This is a genomic window from Maribacter sp. HTCC2170 (assembly GCF_000153165.2).
Classification (GTDB): Bacteria; Bacteroidota; Bacteroidia; order Flavobacteriales; family Flavobacteriaceae; genus Maribacter_A.
Window position 1 is genome coordinate 3,124,607 of record NC_014472.1, and the last position, 20,172, is coordinate 3,144,778.

Here is a 20,172-nt window from a genome sequence, read left to right on the forward strand (position 1 = left end):
GCTACTACAGTAACAAGGGTTTTAGATTTATTCTTGGGAACTATCAGTTCATATTGCTTTCGAACTTTATTCCTTTGACATCAGTTATGTTTAAAGACTTTGAATAGTTCAACAAAAAATCAACCGTTTCAGGTTTTGCCTTAACTACTTTACACTTATTTTTATTCTTAACGTAAAATTTTTCCATATCTATTTCAGTATTGTTTCATAAAGAAAACGCCACATCGATAAATATAGTAAATACGTTCGACCTAAAGCTAGATAATTCGTCAAAACTATTTGATGCTCGACCTAAGGTCCGATTAGTTCGTTAAAACAATGTTATTCTCCTCAATGATCTTTCGCAGATTGATCAAGGCGTAACGCATACGCCCAAGAGCTGTATTTATACTAACACCTGTATTTTCAGAAATTTCTTTGAAACTCATATCCTTATATATACGCATTACCAAAACATCTCTTTGGTCTGCTGGCAACTCCTCAATAAGTAAAACCAAATCCTCATCTATTTGATTTTTGATAAGTTGTTTTTCAATATTCAATTTCTCATCACTAATAACTGAGAATATATTAAACGCACTAGTACCTTCGAATAAGGGCATTCTACGGTTCTTTCTAAAATGATCTATAATAAGGTTATGCGCAATTCGCATTACCCAAGGTAAAAATTTACCTTCCTCATTGTATCTTCCCCTCTTAAGGGTTCTTATTACTTTGATAAAGGTATCTTGAAAAATATCTTCGGTAATCTCGCGATCGTTCACCTTAGAATAAATAAAACTACTAAGGCGTTGGTTATGTCTATTGATTAATATTTCAAGAGCTCTTTCGTCTCCTTGAATGTAGTTTTGTATAAGTAGGGAATCTGCTATCTGAAGCTCCATATCAATTACTTTTTTTGAGTTAAAACTAGGGGCCAATTCTACAGAAAAGGCCTTGTGGGTTATACACTAATTTTAAAAAAGTAATTGTTTACTATAGGCGTATTAACATTTTGTTGAGTTCAAATATAGAAAAAAATATAGGTTTTAGAAAAATAGTAACGTGATTATCATGAATTTAAAGTATAAAATAGCTTTGTTGGCAATTGCATTTCACATATTGTATCTTTGCCCATCTAACAAAGAATATGCCTTCAATACTAGACGCAAATCCAAAGGAAAATATAATTATCAAAGGTGCTAAATTGCACAATTTGAAAAATATTGATGTTGTTATACCTCGAAATAAATTGGTGGTCATAACGGGACTTTCAGGTTCAGGAAAATCTAGTTTGGCCTTCGACACTTTGTACGCCGAAGGGCAACGTAGGTATGTAGAAAGTTTATCTTCTTATGCCAGGCAGTTCCTAGGAAAACTTAACAAGCCCAAAGTAGATTATATAAAGGGTATAGCTCCTGCGATTGCTATTGAGCAAAAAGTCAATTCCACAAACCCAAGGTCAACCGTTGGTACTACCACAGAAATATATGACTATCTAAAACTGCTATATGCCCGCATTGGTAGGACCATTTCCCCAAAATCGGGCGAAGAAGTCAAAAAAGATACCGTTACAGATGTTGTAAAACATATAAAAAGTTACGATGAAGGAGAAAAACTTCTATTACTTGCTCCGATTATAATCAAAGAAGGTAGAGACCCAATAAAGTCTTTACAGCTTTTTTCCAAACAAGGTTACGCAAGGATTAAACATATTGATAAGGTTATTCGAATTGATGCTGCACCAAAAGACATAGGCCCTAAATTCAGTCTCGTCATCGATAGAATCATCACAAAAAATGATGAGGATTTTTACAATAGATTGGCCAATGCAATTGATTCTGCTTTTTTTGAAGGAAAAGGGGAATGCGTAATCGAAGAACTTGCAACAAAAAGACAAACCATTTTCAATAATAAGTTTGAAAAAGATGGAATGTCTTTTTTAGAACCCAATGTACATCTGTTCAGTTTTAATAATCCATATGGCGCATGTCCAAAATGCGAAGGTTATGGTGATGTGATTGGGATAGACGAAGACCTTGTTGTTCCGAATACGGCACTGTCTATCTTTGAAAATGCCGTTTTTCCTTGGCGAGGTGAGAGCATGAGTTGGTATCGCGACGAGTTGGTTAACTCCGCCTATAAATTTGATTTCCCCATTCACAAACCATGGTTTGAACTTACAGAAGAGCAAAGACAATTAGTTTGGGATGGTAATTCTCAGTTCACCGGACTTAACAAGTTTTTTGGAATGTTGGAGGAGAAGAGTTACAAAATCCAAAATAGGGTGATGCTTTCTCGTTATCGAGGCAAAACCAAGTGTAATGTTTGTCGCGGTAAACGTCTCCGCAAAGAAACTGATTACGTTAAAGTAGATGACCATTCCATTTCAGATTTGGTTGAGTTACCAATTAAAAAGTTAGTGCTCTTCTTTAATGATCTTTCCTTGAACGAATATGATTCTCAAATCGCCTCACGATTATTAAAAGAAATCAATACAAGGTTAGGGTTCTTAGAAAAAGTTGGTCTCAACTACCTTACTCTAAATAGAAAATCAAATACGCTCTCAGGAGGCGAAAGTCAAAGAATAAACCTAGCAACCTCTTTAGGAAGTAGTCTTGTGGGTTCTATGTATATTTTGGATGAGCCAAGTATTGGCTTACACCCCAAGGACACCGAGAATTTAATCGATGTATTAAAATCACTTCGTGATTTGGGCAATACCGTCATTGTTGTGGAACATGATGAAGATATAATGAATGCAGCTGATGAAGTTATTGATATTGGACCTGAAGCCGGAACACATGGTGGTGAGGTTGTGGCTCACGGTACTTTGTCAGAAATTTTGAAATCTACATCATTAACCGCAGGTTATCTGAACGGAACGGAGAAAATTGTAATCCCTAAAGAGCGGCGAGTCTCTACAAATTACATTGAGATTAAAGGTGCTCGGGAAAACAACCTTAAAAATATAGATGTTACTTTCCCCCTTAATATGCTCACTGTTATCACAGGTGTCTCAGGAAGCGGCAAAAGTACGTTGGTCAAAAAATTGTTATACCCAGTAATTTTAAAAGAAGTTGGGGGTTATGGTGCAAAAGCAGGCCAGTTTACTTCTGTAGACGGAAAATATCAAACAATAAAACATGTTGAATTCGTAGATCAAAACCCTATAGGAAGATCATCCCGCTCAAACCCCGTGACTTATATCAAAGCCTACGATGATATTAGAGCTCTATTTGCTTCGCAAAAACTAAGTAAGATCAGAGCTTATCAGCCAAAACATTTTTCTTTTAATGTAGACGGTGGTCGCTGTGAAAAATGTAAAGGTGAGGGTGAAATTACGGTGGAGATGCAGTTCATGGCCGATGTACACCTTGAATGTGATACCTGCAGCGGTAAACGATTCAAAAAGGAAGTTCTTGAGGTAAAATTCGAAAATGCAAGTATTGATGATGTCCTGAATATGACTATTGATGATGCGATTGACTTTTTCGAAAAATATGGTCAAACCAAAATTGTAACCAAACTAACCCCCCTACGAGCTGTGGGATTGGGATACGTTACTTTAGGGCAATCTTCTTCTACCCTATCAGGTGGTGAAGCGCAACGTATAAAGTTGGCTTCTTTTCTAGTCAAAGGAACTTCCAAAGATAAAGCCCTGTTTATTTTTGATGAACCAACAACTGGCTTACATTTTCATGATATCAAAAAATTACTGAAATCTTTCGATGCCTTGATTTCACGCGGACATTCTGTTATAGTTATTGAGCATAATATTGAACTCATTAAATGTGCAGATCATATTATTGACCTTGGTCCAGAAGGTGGAGAAAATGGAGGGCAACTACTAGCCCAGGGTACTCCAGAAGAAATAATTCAAAGTAAAACTTCGTTTACGGCCAATTACCTTAGAGAAAAAATAATATAATTTTATTTTTTATCGTCTGTTTATCAATTACTTATGCCTGTACACAAATTTGTGGCACGCTGTTTGGTATGTACTAATCGAATGTGAATAGTTGCATTCGGGAATTTAAAACCTTATATCATGAGAAATATAGTACTCCTTTTTACAGCCCTCATTTTAGGTACCACGGGTATCATGGCTAGTACAGTTGAAGATAAGGTTGCAATACGCAATGCTTATAGATACAATAACTCTTTCATTTTTGTTGAGAATGGCATTACGTTTTCAGTATATCCCGATGGAGAGTTTGACTTTTACATTGACAATCATGTTTCTGGACGTAGAAATGGTGTAACGTTCAATTCAGGATACGATTACAGTCCTTATGCACAATATGATGATTATGGTGCAGTTATTCAAGTTGAGAACGTAGGTATTTATTATGACCATTATGGTCGTGTAACCCAAATTGGTGATGTAGATATTCGCTACAGAAACAATAGAGTTCATAGAATGGGTGGAATGTATGTTTACTACAACAATCGTGGATATTACGACTACCATTCAGGATACATTAATATTTATAACAGGCACTATGTATACAGACCTTTCCATAGGCACTTTATACGACCAGCTTTTGGATTTAGCTTAGTATTCAACAGTCCTTATAGAAGGTACTATAACCCTTATAGATATACATATTACAGACCTTACAGATATAATAAGCGTAGAGCTTATGCAAAAATCGGTAGAGAGCACAGATACAACAAAGTTCGAAGAGATAGAGCTTCGGTTTATAGAAATGACAAACGTGTAGTTCAGCGCGAGAATAGAACCAGAAGGTATGACGGAACTCGCAGTAACAGAAGTGTTGCACGTAACAATGATTCATACAAATCTCACAGATCTAATAATCGAAGAGGTGATGTTGTAAGAAACTCAGGAACACGTTCTAATCGTTCAAACGGAAAAGTTGCAGGAAGATCAGCTGTTGATAGATCGAAGAATATAGAGAGAAGATCAGTTCGCAAGAATGATGCTAGGTCATCTAACAACAGATCGGTAACAAAAAGATCCACAACTGTAAGATCTCCACAGCGAAGTGCTGTAAACAAGAGATCAACTACAGTTAGATCACCAAAACGAAATACGGTTACTAAAAGAACGGTAACCCAAACGCCTCGAAGTAGAACGGTAACTAGAAGTACAAAAACGTACAAAAAACCTGAAAACAGAACCCATAGCAGGAACGTACGTAGCAGTACTACTAGAACACAGAGGTCAGTTGCTAAAAGACCTTCAACGCGAAGTTCCAATAAAAGATCATCGGTTAGCAAGTCACCTTCTCGAAGCAGAAGTGTAGCAACAAGAAGTAACAGTAAAAGTCGCAGTTCTAGAGCTACACAGTCAAGAAGCTCTAGAAGACAGTAAGATAGTTTTTAGGTTGGTTAGTTGTTAAACCCCGTGGTAATTTGGTTGTTTCCGCGGGGTTTACTTTTTAATGAATTTTGAAAGCATACCATAGACATCCTCCGATATTCTAAATCGATAAAGGAACCCCAAATAAACAATGCCCGTAATTGCGCTCTTAAGAAGTATGTTCACAATTGGATGAAACGGTAAACTCACGAAGTAAAAAACTACACCTAAAATCACCAAAATCCCTAAAACCTTTATTGTTTCATTTGAAAATGGAATTATATCAAATTTAGATTTCACAAAAAATAATTTGATGGTATTGTAGCTGAAAATAGCAAGAAAGGTAGCTAAGGCCGCTCCGTTCAATCCGAATTTTGGTATAAACCAAATATTCAAGATTACCACTAATAATGCCAATAGTATCCCCATTGACAAAAGCGTTTTGTAATAATCTGAGTTATACAATATTGCATTGTTATTTCCTAGAAGAGAATCATAGACCTTGGCCAATCCTATTAAAAATACGATGATGAATCCTCCTCGATATTCTTCAGGGAGTACCAAAAACAAATCGTTAAGATTGGTAATAATCAAAACAAACAATATTCCAGAGGCAATAAACAGGGTTAAAGATGATTTTTGGTACAATGACTTAAGAGCCGGCTTATCTTGCCTATTTAATATCTGCGCCGTTAACGGGTAGGTAATCTGGTGCATAGCCCTGGATGGGACAATAATGGTAGTAGCAATATATATTGCCACTCCATAATAGGCAACATTCTCTATCTGGATAAACTGATTGATCATTACCTTATCAATCTCCAATATTATTACAGCCGCTGACCCTCCGAGAATTATCAAAGTGCTATAGTTCAAAATAGATCTGATATTCTCAGGGAAACTAAAATTTAATTTTGGCATTTTTAATCCATAGGCGTACAATTTCATAATTAGAGAACGCAACAAGTAAAGGATAACCAAGGCATTCAGGAAGAAATCGACAGTGATAAATTCAACATACACTAAAAACAACAAGATCATTACCCCGATCCGATTGAAAACCTCTTTCATGAAATTTCCAAAAACCGATTTCATTTGAACCTTGGCCCACGAATAAAACACTTCGAAATATGCCATGGCCATTCCAATTAAAAATATATGCCATACATAGTCTTTTACAATGGTATTTTCTTGTGATATAAAACTACCTATTGCCTCATTAAAGAAAAATGAAAAAATAGCAATAGGAACTATCAAAATTAGAGGCAATAAAAGCATCAAAGTCTCAAAACTTTCTAAATCCTCATCTTTTTTAAAACTGCTATAGAACTTAACCAGAGTATTGGGAACACCAAAGGCCAGTAAAGGCATTAAAACCGCAGAAGTTGAAAGAATTACTGTGACAAGCCCATAATACTCCCCAGTTAAAAAATTAGTATATAGAAATAGTGTATTTACGGCAGCAACACCAAAACCCAAATAGGTAATTATGGTATTGTTCAGTGCTTGTTTGGTGACTATTCCCATTAAATAAGTTTGGCTAATTCTCGTGTGAGCTCTCTCCTACTATATTTATCGACACTTCTAGTGTCTATATTAAGTTTATTTTTTTGGTAAAGAGCGAACCACTTTAAAATTACGTCTTTTAATTCTTTTTCAGATGTGTAATTGAAGGTTGAACCTATGTTTGTTTCTAAAATAATCTCCTGGGCGTCCCATTTTTCAGGGCCAATTGCGAGGACTGGTCTTTTGGCCGACATGTATTCATACAGTTTTCCCGGGAGAATGCCTTGTGTTTCAAAGGAATCAATTTCTACTAATAGAAGAATCTGTGATTCTCGCTGAAGTTTTACAGCCTCTTCATGAGAAACATAACCAATTAATTCCGTATTCTCTTTTAAACCGGAATTAAAAATACTTTGCAGTACATCTTCACTAACAACACCAGCCAATCGTAACTTAAAACTCTTTTTAAAATCACCGTTACTTTGAATCAATTGTGCCAAAACTTTCCATAGCGAATCTGGATTTCTACCTGTGAGTAATGAGCCTATATGAGAAATTGTAAATTGTTTCGTGAGAGGTAATTCATCCTGATACGCTGCGTCATATCCATTAGTAATAACTTCAATTGGTCGAGAAGTTATACCCTGAAACTCCTTTTTGGTAGTATTGCTGGTAACAACGATACTATCTGCATTGTTAAGCACCATGTGCTCCAGCTTCTTATGTTTGTTTTGAGATTTGGCGGTAAGTTTCAGTTTTTTATGATACCCGATAGATGTCCAAGGGTCTCTAAAATCTGCCAACCATTTTATATTCTTATCCTGCTGTAATTGATTTCCGATTAAATGAACACTATGTGGTGGCCCCGTTGTAATTATTATATCAACAGCTTCTTTCTCAATAACACTGTTTAAGAATTTTACGGAAGGCTTTACCCAATTTTTACGAGCATCGGGGATAAAAAAATTACCTCGAACCCATAACATAGCCTTTTCTATAACAGATTGATCCTTACTTTTGATTATTCCGGAACTTATTCGCTTTGCGTCTTCTTTAGAGAACAAACTTGCAAATTTGTAAGGTTCCTTAATCGGGTGCTTATAAATAGCTATCCCTTCAGGTATTTCATCAACAAAGGTTTCGTCTAGAATCGGATAACTTGGGTTTTCAGGAATGTAAACAACAGGAGTAATATTAAAGTGAGGAAGGTATTTTACAAATTTCAACCATCGCTGTACACCTGGCCCACCTGCCGGTGGCCAATAATACGTAATGATCAATACCTTTTTCATTCGTCATCCTCTTTTTTAGGAGTTGATTTTAAGGAAAACCCTAATCCGATTAAAACAATTAAGCCAAGAACTATTGAACTTGCTAATGTTATCTGGCTCCCTTTTTTTACAACTTCTGGCTCAAACTTGAACTCAATGGTATGGTCTCCCCCTGAAACTCTTAAGGCACGAAGTGCATAGTTCACTTTAAAATGATCCTTCAACTGTCCATCTATATATGCGTTCCATCCATTTTCATAATACATTTCAGAAAAGATCAACACCCCTGCGTTGGGGTTAGACGCTCTATAAGTCAAATGGTTAGGTTTGTAATCCGTTAAACTAACAATCGCTAAAGAATCAGTATGAAAATTAAATCTATTGATATTGGTAAAACGAGCAGTATTTACAACAGCTTCATTTTTGACGTCTAGACTATCCAATGCCCTAATTTCTTCATCAGCAGACTTGACTTCAACCAATCTATTAACAAACCACGCATTACCATTTGCGTTGGGATTCATTGATGGTGCACTTCTACCCTCTTCATCTCTTTGAATCACATACTTAACATTAAGCATGTTCAAAATCTCTATCTTACCCTTGTAAATATAGAAATCGAATAAATCTTGTATTGCGCCGGGTTTGGCCGCATGATACCCCCCAATTGATTTATGATAGAATGAAGTACTGGCTCCATTAAGCCCTTCTTGAGGATCATAGACCCTATAAACACTTTCATCCTGCAATATTTGTTTAACTGAAGGAGTTTCTGGAAAAGGCTGTGTCATTTTGCGTTTAGAGACAAAATTGTCTTTATTCACATAACGTCTATCCACACCAACCAAATCAACAACAATCAATACTCCCAAAACAAGGACAAGAACATTCTCCTTCAATTTTTCTTTTAAAAACAACCAAATAACCCCAGCAGACAACGCAACAAAAATCAAAGTCCTAAAAAGGTCATTTGTATAGACCGCCTTTCTATCCAACTGAATCAATGAAAGAATTTCATCACCGTAATATTGCTTTAATGTACCGTCTGAAAAGCTCTCGAAACTAAAAATACTTTTTAATAGAAGCAGAGCAATACCAGTGCCCAATACCGTAAAAAAGGAAATCTTCAAGGCTTTTATTTTTTTGCTACTCTTCACCGAAGAGTCCACCAATACTTTTAAGGCCAAAATGGCCAAAATTGGGGCACAGAGCTCCAGAATTACTTGGATGGAAGAAACGGCCCTAAACTTATTGTAAAGTGGAAAATAGTCAATCATGAAATCTGTCAACAAATTGAAATTTTTACCCCAAGATAAAATGAGTGACATAATTACACCACCTAAAAGCCACCATTTAGCTCTACCCCGCACCAGTATCAATCCAAGAATAAAAAGGAAAAAGACAATGGCTCCTATATAGGCCGGTCCTGCGGTTCCGGGTTGATTACCCCAGTAAAGCGGCAAACTCCTAGAGAAGTCTAAAGCCTGACTTCGAGAAATGCCTTGATCAATAAGAAAGTCATAAGTTTTGGAATTCTCTCCCAAATTTTCCCCGTTTGAGCCACCGAAAAGACGAGGCACAAATATGTTCAAAGATTCTACAACCCCGTAACTATATTGGGTAATATAGTCTTTACTCAATCCTTTTGTATCTGATTTTGTTGAACCATCAGGGTTAATGGTCAACTGTGATTTTCCTCGTGTGCTCCAATCGGCATATTCCTTAGTGGCCATTAAACTTGTGGCATTGGCAGCAATGCCCAAAACCACTGCTACAATCAGCAACCCAACCGAGGTAAAGAAATTCTTTAACTTATTCTCACGGACGGCATATACCAAATAGACGATTCCCAATATTAATACCAAGAGCATAAAATAGTAGGTCATTTGATAATGATTAGCACCAACTTCTAATGCCATAGCAAGTGCCGACAGAACAAACCCCCAAAGATATTTACCCCTGAATGTCAAAACAATTCCCCCCAAAAGCATAGGCATATATGCTAAAGCATGGGCCTTTGCATTATGACCAACACCTAAAATAATTATCAAATAGGTGGAAAAACCGAAAGCCAAAGCTCCAAGAGCGGCCAACCTATAATCTACTTTTAAGCAACAAAGTAGAATATAAAAACCAAGAAAATATATAAAAAGATAATCTGCAGGTCTTGGTAGAAAACGAATTAATCTGTCAAGTTTCTTAACATAATCATGAGGGTAATAGGCACCGAGCTGGTATGTGGGCATACCTCCAAAAGCACTGTTCGTCCAATATGGCTCCTCGGCAGTTTTCTTGCGAAAGTTATTTTGTTCCTTCGCCATACCTGTATATTGGCGAATATCAGATTGTTCAATGACCTTACCTTGAAGTACCGGATTGAAGTAGGCCAAGGCAGTTATTATGAAAAGAACAAGAACAAAAAAATGGGTGTAAAATGCTTTTAAACCTAACTTCATTGGTTTTTCTATGTGGTTGATTTTGCTAAAATAATCAATCTAGTTCCTCAAATTCTATGTATTCACCAACTTTTTTTGAAGGGTTATTTTGCTTGGTTGGTTTCTTATCAATAATTACATCTCCAATTTGTTCGTCATCAACATTTGGCTGGTTGGAAAATCCTCCAAAATTCTCCCGGAATCTTTCCTCGGTTTTCTTGGCGGCATAACTAAATATCTTAGGAGCAAACCACCTAGCTAAAATTTTTAGCAGATAATATACCAATAGAATTATTAAAATCGTTTTAAGAAAAGCCATATTAATTTTTCAATAATTTATATCAAAAGTACAATTCTAACGTTGTAATAGAAGAGCAAAAGTCTTAAAATATTAATAAAATCAAACTATGGGCGGTTATTTTGAATTGAAAAAAATTAAGCATTTTGCTTTAATAATACTCTTCGTAGTTCCTTTTTTAGGAGTATCCCAATATACCGATGTTATTAATTCAAATAGACCTGGATTATCTGTAAGCGCATATGCCATAGGTAAAAATGTACTACAATTGGAAACAGGAATATTCTATGAACAACAAGATCATAGTGTATTGAATACACAGAGCAATATACTAGGTACCGATATTTCACTTCGATACGGCTTGTTGTTCGAGCAACTTGAAATTAATTGGGAAGGCACTTTCCAAAACCATAATATAACATTCACAGATTTTGACACAAATGATTCATGGACTGATTTTTACAGAAATAGAATAGGACTTAAGTTCTTGATTTATGACCGTTACAAAGAAGATAAACCAAACCTATATAGCTGGAGAGCTAACAATGTATTTCAACTTAAGAACCTGATTCCATCAGTGTCTTTATACGCAGGGGCAAATTTTGTAATGGGTGATAATCCATATTATGTTGGTGACCCTACTGTTTCTCCCCGTGTAATGGTTGCCACGCAGAGTCGCGTTACTCCTAGATTTGTGTTTATTTCAAATTTGGCCTATGATCGCATTGGAAGCGATTTTCCTGAAATGAGTTATCTTATTTCTTTATCACATGCCTTTAGGAATCCTAAATGGAGTGTTTTTGTTGAAAACCAGGGGATAAAGAGTGATCGCTATTCTGATATACTTTTAAGGGGTGGTGTTGTCCATTTATTTGATGAAAACCTTCAAGCAGACATTAATTTAGGCGCCAGCTTCAAGGATACGCCTTCTAGGATTTTTATCAGTGCAGGAGCATCTTATAGATTTGATTTCCATAAGGATAAGCCAAAGGCTATAGAAGATCAGAATTCAGACCAAAATGGTGGTGAAATCAAGAAAAACACCATGAAAAAAAAGAAGAAAAGGAATAAAAGCAAAGGCTCCGGTGCTGAAGATATTGATTTAGGTCCGACAAAAAAACAACTTCGTAAGCTCAAAAAAGCACAAAAGAAAAATAATGGCTGAACAAGTCTTTTTGCTATTTTGTTCATATGAACCAAACTCTCAAATATTGGTTTAATGATTTCTTGTTTTTGATTAATATCGTTAATATTGACCTCACAAAACAAACGTATGGTCACCCTTAAAGAAGCTACCTCCAAAGACGCTTTAATGAGCTTCGTCAAATTTCCCTTTTCACTCTATAAAGATTCTCCATATTGGGTGCCTCCTATTATTAATGATGAACTTGATTCGTTTGACAAAACCAAGAACCCGGCTTTTGAAAACGCTGAAGCTAGGTTTTTTCTGGCCTACAAAGGTGATGTTATTGTTGGGAGAATAGTAGCAATTGTCAATTGGATAGAAATAAACCAGCAAAAACTAAAAAAAATGAGGTTTGGGTGGTTTGATTTTAATGATGATTATGAGGTTTCAGAGACATTATTGCAAAAAGTAGCGGAAATTGGTCAGCAACATAATTTGGAGTTTATGGAAGGGCCTGTTGGTTTTTCAAATTTGGATAAGGTAGGTGTTCTCATTGAAGGGTTTGATCAAATGGGAACTATGATCACTTGGTATAACCATCCCTACTACCAAAGTCATTTTGAACGATTGGGGTTTGTAAAGGAAAAGGAATATATGGAAAACAGATTCCCTTTTTCAAATGCCAAACCAAAATTTTTCGCTAAAGCAAATGAACTGGTAAAAAGAAGATATGGGGTAAAAGCAGTTAATTTTACCAAAACCAAAGATGTTTTGCCAATGGCAGATAAGATGTTTGATCTATTCAATGAATCTTATGCATCTTTATCCTCCTTTGTTCCTATCACAGAAGTACAAAAGGCTTATTTTAAAAAGAAATACATTAGTTTCATTAATCCCGAATACATTAAGTTTATTTTGGACAAAGATGATAAACTCATTGCTTTTGGCATTGTAATGCCCTCTTTTTCTGAAGCGCTACAAAAAGCAAAAGGTAAATTGTTCCCATTCGGTATTTTTCATTTACTAAGGGCAAAAAAGAAAAGCAAGGATGTAATCTTTTATCTAATTGGAGTGCACCCAGACTATCAAAACAAGGGTGTAACGGCAGTTATATTCAATGAATACCACAAAACTTTTTCAGCAAAGGGAATTGTCAATTGTATTAGAACTCCCGAATTGGAAGATAATATTGCCATAAAACAAATCTGGAAACACTTTGATCCTGAGATTTATAAAAGACGAAGAACTTATAAGAAAAACTTATAAAAAATAAGCCCCAAAAATGTAATTACATTTTTGGGGCTTATTTTTTATTATAATGAATTTCATTCTCCCATAGCCGCCGCAACTGCAGCAGATAACCTTTTATAAGTACCGTTTTCCAAACGTTCCCTTATTGAGGAAAAGGCTATTAACGTTTCTTCCACATCTTCCAAGGTATGTGTTGCCGTTGGGATTAAACGCAATAATATCAATCCTTTTGGAATAACAGGATATACTACGATAGAGCAGAAAATACCATGATTTTCCCGTAGATCTTTCACCAAAGCCATCGCCTCTGGAATACTACCATTCAAATACACAGGTGTAACACAACTAGTGGTCGTACCAATATCAAATCCTTTTTCCTTTAATCCTGATTGTAATGCATTCACATTTTCCCAAAGTTTAGCTTTTAACTCTGGTCTAGTACGTAGCATATCCAAACGCTTCAATGCCCCCTTTACAAAAACCATTGGTAAAGATTTAGCGAACATCTGCGATCTTAGATTATATTTAAGGTAATCTATAATTTCTTGATCCGCAGCAACAAAGGCACCAATACCGGCCATTGATTTTGCGAAAGTAGCTAAATACACATCTATGTCATCTTGAACGTCTTGCTCCTCACCTGCTCCGGCTCCAGTTTTACCAAGAGTACCGAAACCATGGGCATCATCGACCAATAATCTAAAATTGAATTTCTTCTTAAGGGCTACGATTTCTTTTAAAATTCCTTGTTCGCCACGCATCCCAAAAACCCCCTCGGAAATAACTAAAATACCTCCTCCTGTCTGTTCTGCCATTTTGGTGGCCCTTTCAAGATTTTTTTCTAAACTTTCAGGGTTATTATGTATAAAAGTAAATCGTTTACCCATGTGTAAACGAACGCCATCAATAATACAGGCGTGACAGTCAACATCGTAGACAATTATGTCATCTTTTGTAACAAGTGCATCTATTACCGACATAAAGCCTTGGTATCCAAAATTCAAAAGATATGAAGCTTCCTTTTGAGAAAATTCGGCTAATTCTTGCTCCAATTGCTCATGAAACTCGGTATGTCCGCTCATCATTCGTGCCCCCATAGGATAGGCGGCTCCATGCTCCATTGCGGCCTCACCATCTACTTTCTTTATTTCAGGCAAATTGGCTAGCCCCAAATAATCATTGATACTCCAGGTTATCACATCCCTTCCTTGAAACTTCATCCTATTTGATATAGGACCTTCCAATTTTGGGAAAACAAAATATCCTTCTGCCTGAGAAGCCCATTTTCCCAATGGACCTTTGTTCTCAATTATTCTTTCAAATAAATCTCTCATTACACCTAGTTGGTTTGCCTGCAAAAGTATAGATTTTTAACTAGCATTCATAACTTTATTTATACCCCAATAAAAAAGCAATAGTGGAATCACTATTGCTTTTGATATCTTCAAAATGGATTGAAAGTTATTTAATATACTGTACCTTTTGTGTTTCTTCCTTTGCCTCAGAAACAAGGAATCCTTGGTCTTCCATCCATTGATCACTATAAATCTTACTCATATAACGGGAACCATGATCCGGGAAAACAACTACAACATTGCTGTCTTTTTTAAATTTACCCAAAGCACTTAATTGTTTCACCGCCTGCATTGCTGCACCGCTAGTATACCCGGCAAATATTCCTTCTGTCCTTGCCAATTCTCTTGCAGAATGTGCACTCTCCTCATCACTTACCTTTATAAACTCATCAATAACATCAAAATTTGTGGCAGAAGGGATTAAATTTTTACCAAGCCCTTCTATACGATAAGGATAAACTTCATTTGCATCGAACTTTCCCGTTTCATGGTACTTTTTCAATACTGACCCAAAAGCATCAACACCAATTATCTTGACATCAGGGTTCTGCTCTTTCAGATATTTAGCAATACCAGAAATTGTTCCACCTGTACCGCTACAAGCAACCAAATGAGTGATCTTTCCACCTGTCTGTTCCCAAATTTCTGGTCCCGTAGAAGTATAGTGTGCATCAATGTTCAATTCATTGAAATATTGGTTAATATAAACCGATCCTTTCGTCTCTTCATGCAAACGTTTGGCAACCTCATAGTATGATCTTGGGTCCTCAGCACTTACGTGGGCAGGACATACATGTACCGTTGCCCCCATTGACCTCAACATATCAATCTTATCCTGTGATGATTTTGAGCTTACTGCTAAAATGCATTTATAGCCTTTTATAATACTGACCATGGCAAGACTAAAACCAGTATTCCCAGAGGTTGTCTCTATTATAGTACTTTCCTTGGTCAATATTCCTTTCTTCTCTGCTTGATCAATAATATACGCCGCAATCCTATCTTTTGAAGAATGACCAGGATTAAAGGCTTCTACCTTGGCGTAAAAATTACCTTGAATATTTGCAGTTAGATTATTTAGTTTGATGAGAGGGGTGTTTCCTATTAAATCTAGGATACTATTGTAGGCATTTATCTTATTTTCCATAAAGACAATCTAAGTTACGAACTTATACAATTTTGAAATTGTTAAAATTCCTCGACAAAATTACTATTTTTTTTGAACTAGGAGGTTTTTTCCTCTAAATCTAATATAAAAGTATACTCTTTAGCAACCTCCTTCAGTGATTCAAAACGACCGGATGCACCGCCATGACCAGCTTCCATATTAATGTTGAACAACAACAAGTTGTCATCTTTTTTAAGCTCTCTAATCTTCGCTACCCACTTTGCCGGTTCAAAATACTGGACTTGCGAATCATGTAGTCCGGTAGTCACCAATATATTAGGGTAATTCGCGACTTCTAAGTTATCATACGGTGAGTATGATTTCATGTAATCATAATATTCTCTTTCATTTGGGTTCCCCCATTCATCGTATTCTCCTGTAGTCAAAGGAATGGAATCATCAAGCATGGTAGTAACAACATCAACAAATGGTACTGCCGCTATTGCAGCATTGTATAATTCTGGTGCCATATTTATAATTGCTCCCATTAAAAGTCCACCGGCTGAACCTCCCATGGCATATAAATGATTTGGGCTTGTGTAGTTATTATCAATTAAATGCTTTGAGCAATCAATAAAATCGGTAAATGTGTTTTTCTTTTTTAAAAGCTTTCCATCCTCATACCATTGTCTGCCCAAGTATTGCCCGCCTCTAATATGTGATATTGCATAAATAAACCCCCTGTCTAACAAACTTAATCTTACCGTTGAAAAATAAGGGTCGATAGTTGAGCCATAAGAACCATAGGCATACTGCAAGATAGGCGTGTCTTTATTAATCCTTGTATTCTTATTGTAAACAATTGACATCGGAACTTTTACACCATCTCTAGCGGTCGCCCAAATTCGTTCTGATTTATAGTTCTCTTTTTTAAATTTTCCGCCAAGAACTTCCTGTTCCTTTTTTACCACCTTCAATTTAGTCTGCATATTAAAATCTATGACTGAACTTGGGGTTGTCATTGAATTGTAGGCATATCTTAAAGTATCGGTATCAAACTCAGGGTTTCTGCCTACGTAGGCTGTATACGTTTCGCTCTTAAAAGGCAGATAATAACTGTGCTCATTATCCCATCGGCATATTTTTAATTTATTCAAACCATTCTCACGCTCGGACAGGACATAATAGTCCTTAAAAATATCTATATCCTCAAGAAGTACATCTTCGCGGTGTGCTATAAACTCTTTCCAATTATTAGAAGAAGTATCACTTTCTCCTACTTTCATTAGTTTAAAATTCTTTGCCTTGTCTTTATTTGTCAAAACATAAAAAGAATCACCATAATGGGAAATGGAATACTCCACGCCTCTTTCCCTCGGGGCAAACGCTTCAAATTCGGCGTTGGGTTCATCTGCACTCAATATTTGAAATTCGGAAGTCAAAGTACTATAACAACCAATAATTAAGTACTTTTTAGACTTTGATTTGTACACGTAAGTGCCGAATGTTTCATCCTCCTCATGAAAAACCATTCTATCCTCTGATGATTTGGTGCCAAACTCATGCTTAAAGATTTTATCTGACCTTAAGGTCACTGGATCTTTCTTACTATAAAAAAGTGTTTTGTTGTCATTCGCCCATACGGACCCACCTGTAGTGTTTTCGATTTTATCTTTGTATATCTCACCCGTTTCTAGATTTTTGATTCGGATGGTATATTGCCGCCTAGAAACAGTATCAACACCGAATGAAGCCATCTTATTGTCGGGGCTTATGGCAATACCTCCTAGATTAAAAAATTCATGGCCCTCGGCCATTTCGTTACAGTTGAATATTACTTCTACAGGGGCCTTTAAAGATTCTTTATGTCTGCTATAAATAGGATATTCTTTTCCAGTTTCATACCTCGTAACGTACCAATACCCGTTTTGCTCGTAGGGCACAGATGAATCATCTTCTTTAATTCTTGACTTCATCTCGTTGAACAGATCTTTTTGAAAGTCTTTCATGTGAGCGGTCAATTCATTGTAATAATCATTTTCTTTTTTTAAATGAGCAATCACTTTATCATCCTCGCGATTGTTCATCCAATAATAATCGTCAATCCTAATATCATCATGAATAATCAATTCCTTTGATACCTTTTTTGCGATAGGCGCCCCATATTTTGTCATGCTATTCTTTTCAATTTGGCAAGAAACGGCAAAAATAAGGCATACGATAAAAACAAGCATTCTTTTCCTGCTTGTAACATGAAAAAATAGTTTGTTGTCACAATTTAGTAATTTTGACCTATCACTTAAAAAAGGAAAATATGTTCGGAGATATGATGGGAATGATGGGGAAACTCAAAGAAGCCCAACAAAAGGTAGAAGCAACAAAAAAAAGATTGGATACAGTTTATCTTCAAGAAAATTCTACAGATGACCTGTTATCAGTATCTATTACCGCTAACAGAACTATTAAGGAAATCAAAATTGATGATAGCCTATTGGCTGATAAAGAGCAACTTGAAGATTACCTGATACTTACATTGAACAAAGCAATTGAGAAAGCTAGCAGCGTAAATGAAACTGAACTTGCGGCAGTTGCAAAAGAGGGAATGCCCAATATTCCAGGAATGGATTCGTTATTCAAATAGTATACTGGCAAGTTTTTTGATGAATATTGAAAAAACACTCCAATGAAAAAAGTACTTATACTATTCATATTACCTATCTTCTTAAATGCTCAAGCAGATTTTGAAGTAGTCAATGAACCTCACTGGTTGACCGATTATGACAAAGCTCTAAAAGTGGCAAAAAAAGACAAAAAGAATATTCTACTATATTTTACGGGTAGTGATTGGTGTCCTCCTTGTAAAATGCTAAAAACAGATTTATTTGATACCGATGAGTTTAAGTCTATTTCCAAAGATTATGTGCTCTTATATATTGACATTCCCCGAAACAAGGACTTGTTAAGTTCCAGTCAATTGAAGCACAATAAAGAGCTTGTAAAGAAATTCAATAAGAAAAGTGTATTTCCCTTATTAAATATTACAGATGCCAAAGGAAAATCGTTGGATAAATATTCTGGCTATAGTATGAATGGGGAGATTAAATATCATCTAAGGTTATTGAACAAGTATAAATAATCAAAATTAATACATGTTAAAAGGGCTTCCATTTCTGGAAGCCCTTTTAATTATCTATTGTGCAAACTTTTTTAGTTGTTTATCAACCTAAATTCAGTTCGTCTGTTAACGGCATGTTCTCTTTCGGTACAAGAAACACCCTCTTTACATCTATTTTTAACCTTGTTCTCACCGTAACCATTGGCTACCAATAAACTTGAGTTCACCCCTTTTGTAATCAAGTAATCAGCAACTGCCTTAGCTCTTCTCTCAGAAAGGTCTTGATTAGATCCTGAATTACCTCTTACATCGGTATGAGAAGCTATTTCTAACTTTACTCCTGGGTTTTGCTGTAATACAGGCATTAACCGTGTATCTATTATATTTTTGGCCGAAGAAGTTAAAGTAGCACTTCCTAAATTCCAATTAATAGGTAAAGCTTGATATTCAACTAAAGAACATTCAACCTCATTCCAAGTGGTTAATCCACCTTTTTCTTTAAGCACCTCTTTGGTAACCGTTTTAGTAACAGCAGGTACAGTCTCTTCAACGGTATAGGCATCTTTGTCTAATACAGTTTTGGTAATTTCATCATATTGTGCCGGGATTACTTCCTCAATCACTCTTGTCGGTTCCAATAAAACCCTCTTAGTATAGCTTGCATTCTTAGACCCGATAGGTGTTTTTGCAACTGAAGCATCTGCTCCCAATACCTGGGTGTCCAAAGTTGTGAATTCCGCAGGGTATCCTTTATAACACCAATATCTACAGTCATCAGGATTTCCTGATGCGCAGTCAGGGGCAGGAGCTCCCAACTCCCACTGTGCGTAGGCTGGTTTAATCTCAACTGTTTCAGAACTCGGCCTAAATGAAGCCGCGGAAATTCTTAAAGTATTACCACCTTCTTTTGAAACATAGGTTACAGTTTCTGTTCCCCATTTTTCAGGTACTACAGTCAACTTCTTTCCAGCTGCTTTTATTTCAACTCTTTCTGTAACCGTTTTAAAAGTTGCAGGGACAGTTTTTAAAACCTTATATGCAGGTTTAACAGTCAATGTAACGGTTTCATTCACGTAAACATCTGGAGTGGTACAGCGTACATAACATTTTCCAGGTTCAGGGTTCGCTGGCAAATCTTGTGCCATTGTAATCGATGCGGTCATGACCGCAAAAAACAAGAGAACTTTTTTCATAATTGTTAGTGTTTGTTAATGTTTATAGTTAAGTAGCGCGAAAATAAATTATTGCTAATGGTATGATTTCAAGTTGAAAACTTTTGTTAAAAACATCGCTAAAGCACATTTTTCATCGATGAAATACTTATTTTGGAAGAAAAATATTATAAATATCTTGATTTTACTCAATGCAGGTTTAATGTCGACGTACCAAATTCAACAAT

General features: G+C 36.0%; 15 protein-coding genes. 6 read left to right on the top strand and 9 right to left on the bottom strand.

The window, feature by feature from the left end; genetic code table 11:
* Window positions 1–302: 302 nt before the first annotated feature.
* Window positions 303–884, bottom strand: coding sequence for a sigma-70 family RNA polymerase sigma factor (locus tag FB2170_RS13625; RefSeq protein WP_041632871.1), 582 nt, complete (start codon window positions 882–884; stop codon window positions 303–305).
* A 245-nt stretch (window positions 885–1,129) separates the two neighbouring features.
* On the opposite strand from FB2170_RS13625, the gene uvrA reads away from it, so the two are divergent.
* Window positions 1,130–3,910 (top strand): excinuclease ABC subunit UvrA, encoded by a 2,781-nt coding sequence (gene uvrA / locus FB2170_RS13630; protein ID WP_013307157.1) that lies wholly within the window; start codon window positions 1,130–1,132, stop codon window positions 3,908–3,910.
* Between the two features lie 120 nt (window positions 3,911–4,030).
* Window positions 4,031–5,320 (top strand): hypothetical protein, encoded by a 1,290-nt coding sequence (locus tag FB2170_RS13635; protein WP_013307158.1) that lies wholly within the window; start codon window positions 4,031–4,033, stop codon window positions 5,318–5,320.
* 60 nt (window positions 5,321–5,380) lie between these two features.
* Here FB2170_RS13635 and FB2170_RS13640 read toward each other — a convergent pair whose 3' ends face one another.
* The 4 genes from FB2170_RS13640 to FB2170_RS13655 are packed head-to-tail and all read right to left on the bottom strand — an operon-like array spanning window position 5,381 to window position 10,839.
* Window positions 5,381–6,835 (bottom strand): polysaccharide biosynthesis C-terminal domain-containing protein, encoded by a 1,455-nt coding sequence (locus tag FB2170_RS13640; protein ID WP_013307159.1) that lies wholly within the window; start codon window positions 6,833–6,835, stop codon window positions 5,381–5,383.
* Window positions 6,835–8,106, bottom strand: a complete 1,272-nt coding sequence (locus FB2170_RS13645) for a glycosyltransferase family 4 protein (RefSeq protein ID WP_013307160.1) — start codon at window positions 8,104–8,106, stop codon at window positions 6,835–6,837. The genes FB2170_RS13640 and FB2170_RS13645 overlap by 1 nt, the downstream gene beginning before the upstream one ends.
* Window positions 8,103–10,541 (bottom strand): YfhO family protein, encoded by a 2,439-nt coding sequence (locus tag FB2170_RS13650; RefSeq protein ID WP_013307161.1) that lies wholly within the window; start codon window positions 10,539–10,541, stop codon window positions 8,103–8,105. Before FB2170_RS13650 ends, FB2170_RS13645 begins: the two co-directional genes overlap by 4 nt.
* A 34-nt stretch (window positions 10,542–10,575) precedes the next feature.
* Window positions 10,576–10,839, bottom strand: coding sequence for a DUF4834 family protein (locus tag FB2170_RS13655; RefSeq protein ID WP_013307162.1), 264 nt, complete (start codon window positions 10,837–10,839; stop codon window positions 10,576–10,578).
* Between the two features lie 88 nt (window positions 10,840–10,927).
* Between FB2170_RS13655 and FB2170_RS13660 the strand changes: the two genes are divergently transcribed.
* Together FB2170_RS13660 and FB2170_RS13665 are read left to right on the top strand one after the other, a co-directional pair.
* Window positions 10,928–11,983, top strand: coding sequence for a transporter (locus FB2170_RS13660; protein WP_013307163.1), 1,056 nt, complete (start codon window positions 10,928–10,930; stop codon window positions 11,981–11,983).
* Between the two features lie 108 nt (window positions 11,984–12,091).
* Window positions 12,092–13,210: a hypothetical protein gene (locus FB2170_RS13665; RefSeq protein WP_013307164.1), complete on the top strand. Its 1,119-nt coding sequence runs from the start codon at window positions 12,092–12,094 to the stop codon at window positions 13,208–13,210.
* A gap of 59 nt (window positions 13,211–13,269) precedes the next feature.
* Here FB2170_RS13665 and FB2170_RS13670 read toward each other — a convergent pair whose 3' ends face one another.
* The 3 genes from FB2170_RS13670 to FB2170_RS13680 form a co-directional block, all read right to left on the bottom strand.
* Window positions 13,270–14,529, bottom strand: a complete 1,260-nt coding sequence (locus FB2170_RS13670; RefSeq protein ID WP_013307165.1) for an aminotransferase class I/II-fold pyridoxal phosphate-dependent enzyme — start codon at window positions 14,527–14,529, stop codon at window positions 13,270–13,272.
* Between the two features lie 127 nt (window positions 14,530–14,656).
* Window positions 14,657–15,697, bottom strand: a complete 1,041-nt coding sequence (locus FB2170_RS13675) for a PLP-dependent cysteine synthase family protein (RefSeq protein WP_013307166.1) — start codon at window positions 15,695–15,697, stop codon at window positions 14,657–14,659.
* 77 nt (window positions 15,698–15,774) lie between these two features.
* A complete protein-coding gene (locus FB2170_RS13680) occupies window positions 15,775–17,892 on the bottom strand; it encodes a S9 family peptidase (protein ID WP_013307167.1) in 2,118 nt (705 codons plus the stop codon).
* A gap of 80 nt (window positions 17,893–17,972) precedes the next feature.
* On the opposite strand from FB2170_RS13680, the gene FB2170_RS13685 reads away from it, so the two are divergent.
* Window positions 17,973–18,299, top strand: coding sequence for a YbaB/EbfC family nucleoid-associated protein (locus FB2170_RS13685; RefSeq protein WP_013307168.1), 327 nt, complete (start codon window positions 17,973–17,975; stop codon window positions 18,297–18,299).
* 42 nt (window positions 18,300–18,341) lie between these two features.
* Window positions 18,342–18,794 (top strand): thioredoxin family protein, encoded by a 453-nt coding sequence (locus FB2170_RS13690; RefSeq protein ID WP_013307169.1) that lies wholly within the window; start codon window positions 18,342–18,344, stop codon window positions 18,792–18,794.
* Window positions 18,795–18,865: 71 nt separating this feature from the next.
* Here the strand turns inward: FB2170_RS13690 and FB2170_RS13695 are convergent, their stop codons facing one another.
* Window positions 18,866–19,966 carry an OmpA family protein gene (locus tag FB2170_RS13695; RefSeq protein WP_013307170.1) on the bottom strand — a complete coding sequence of 367 codons (1,101 nt, stop codon included), beginning with the start codon at window positions 19,964–19,966 and terminating at the stop codon, window positions 18,866–18,868.
* Window positions 19,967–20,172 lie beyond the last annotated feature (206 nt).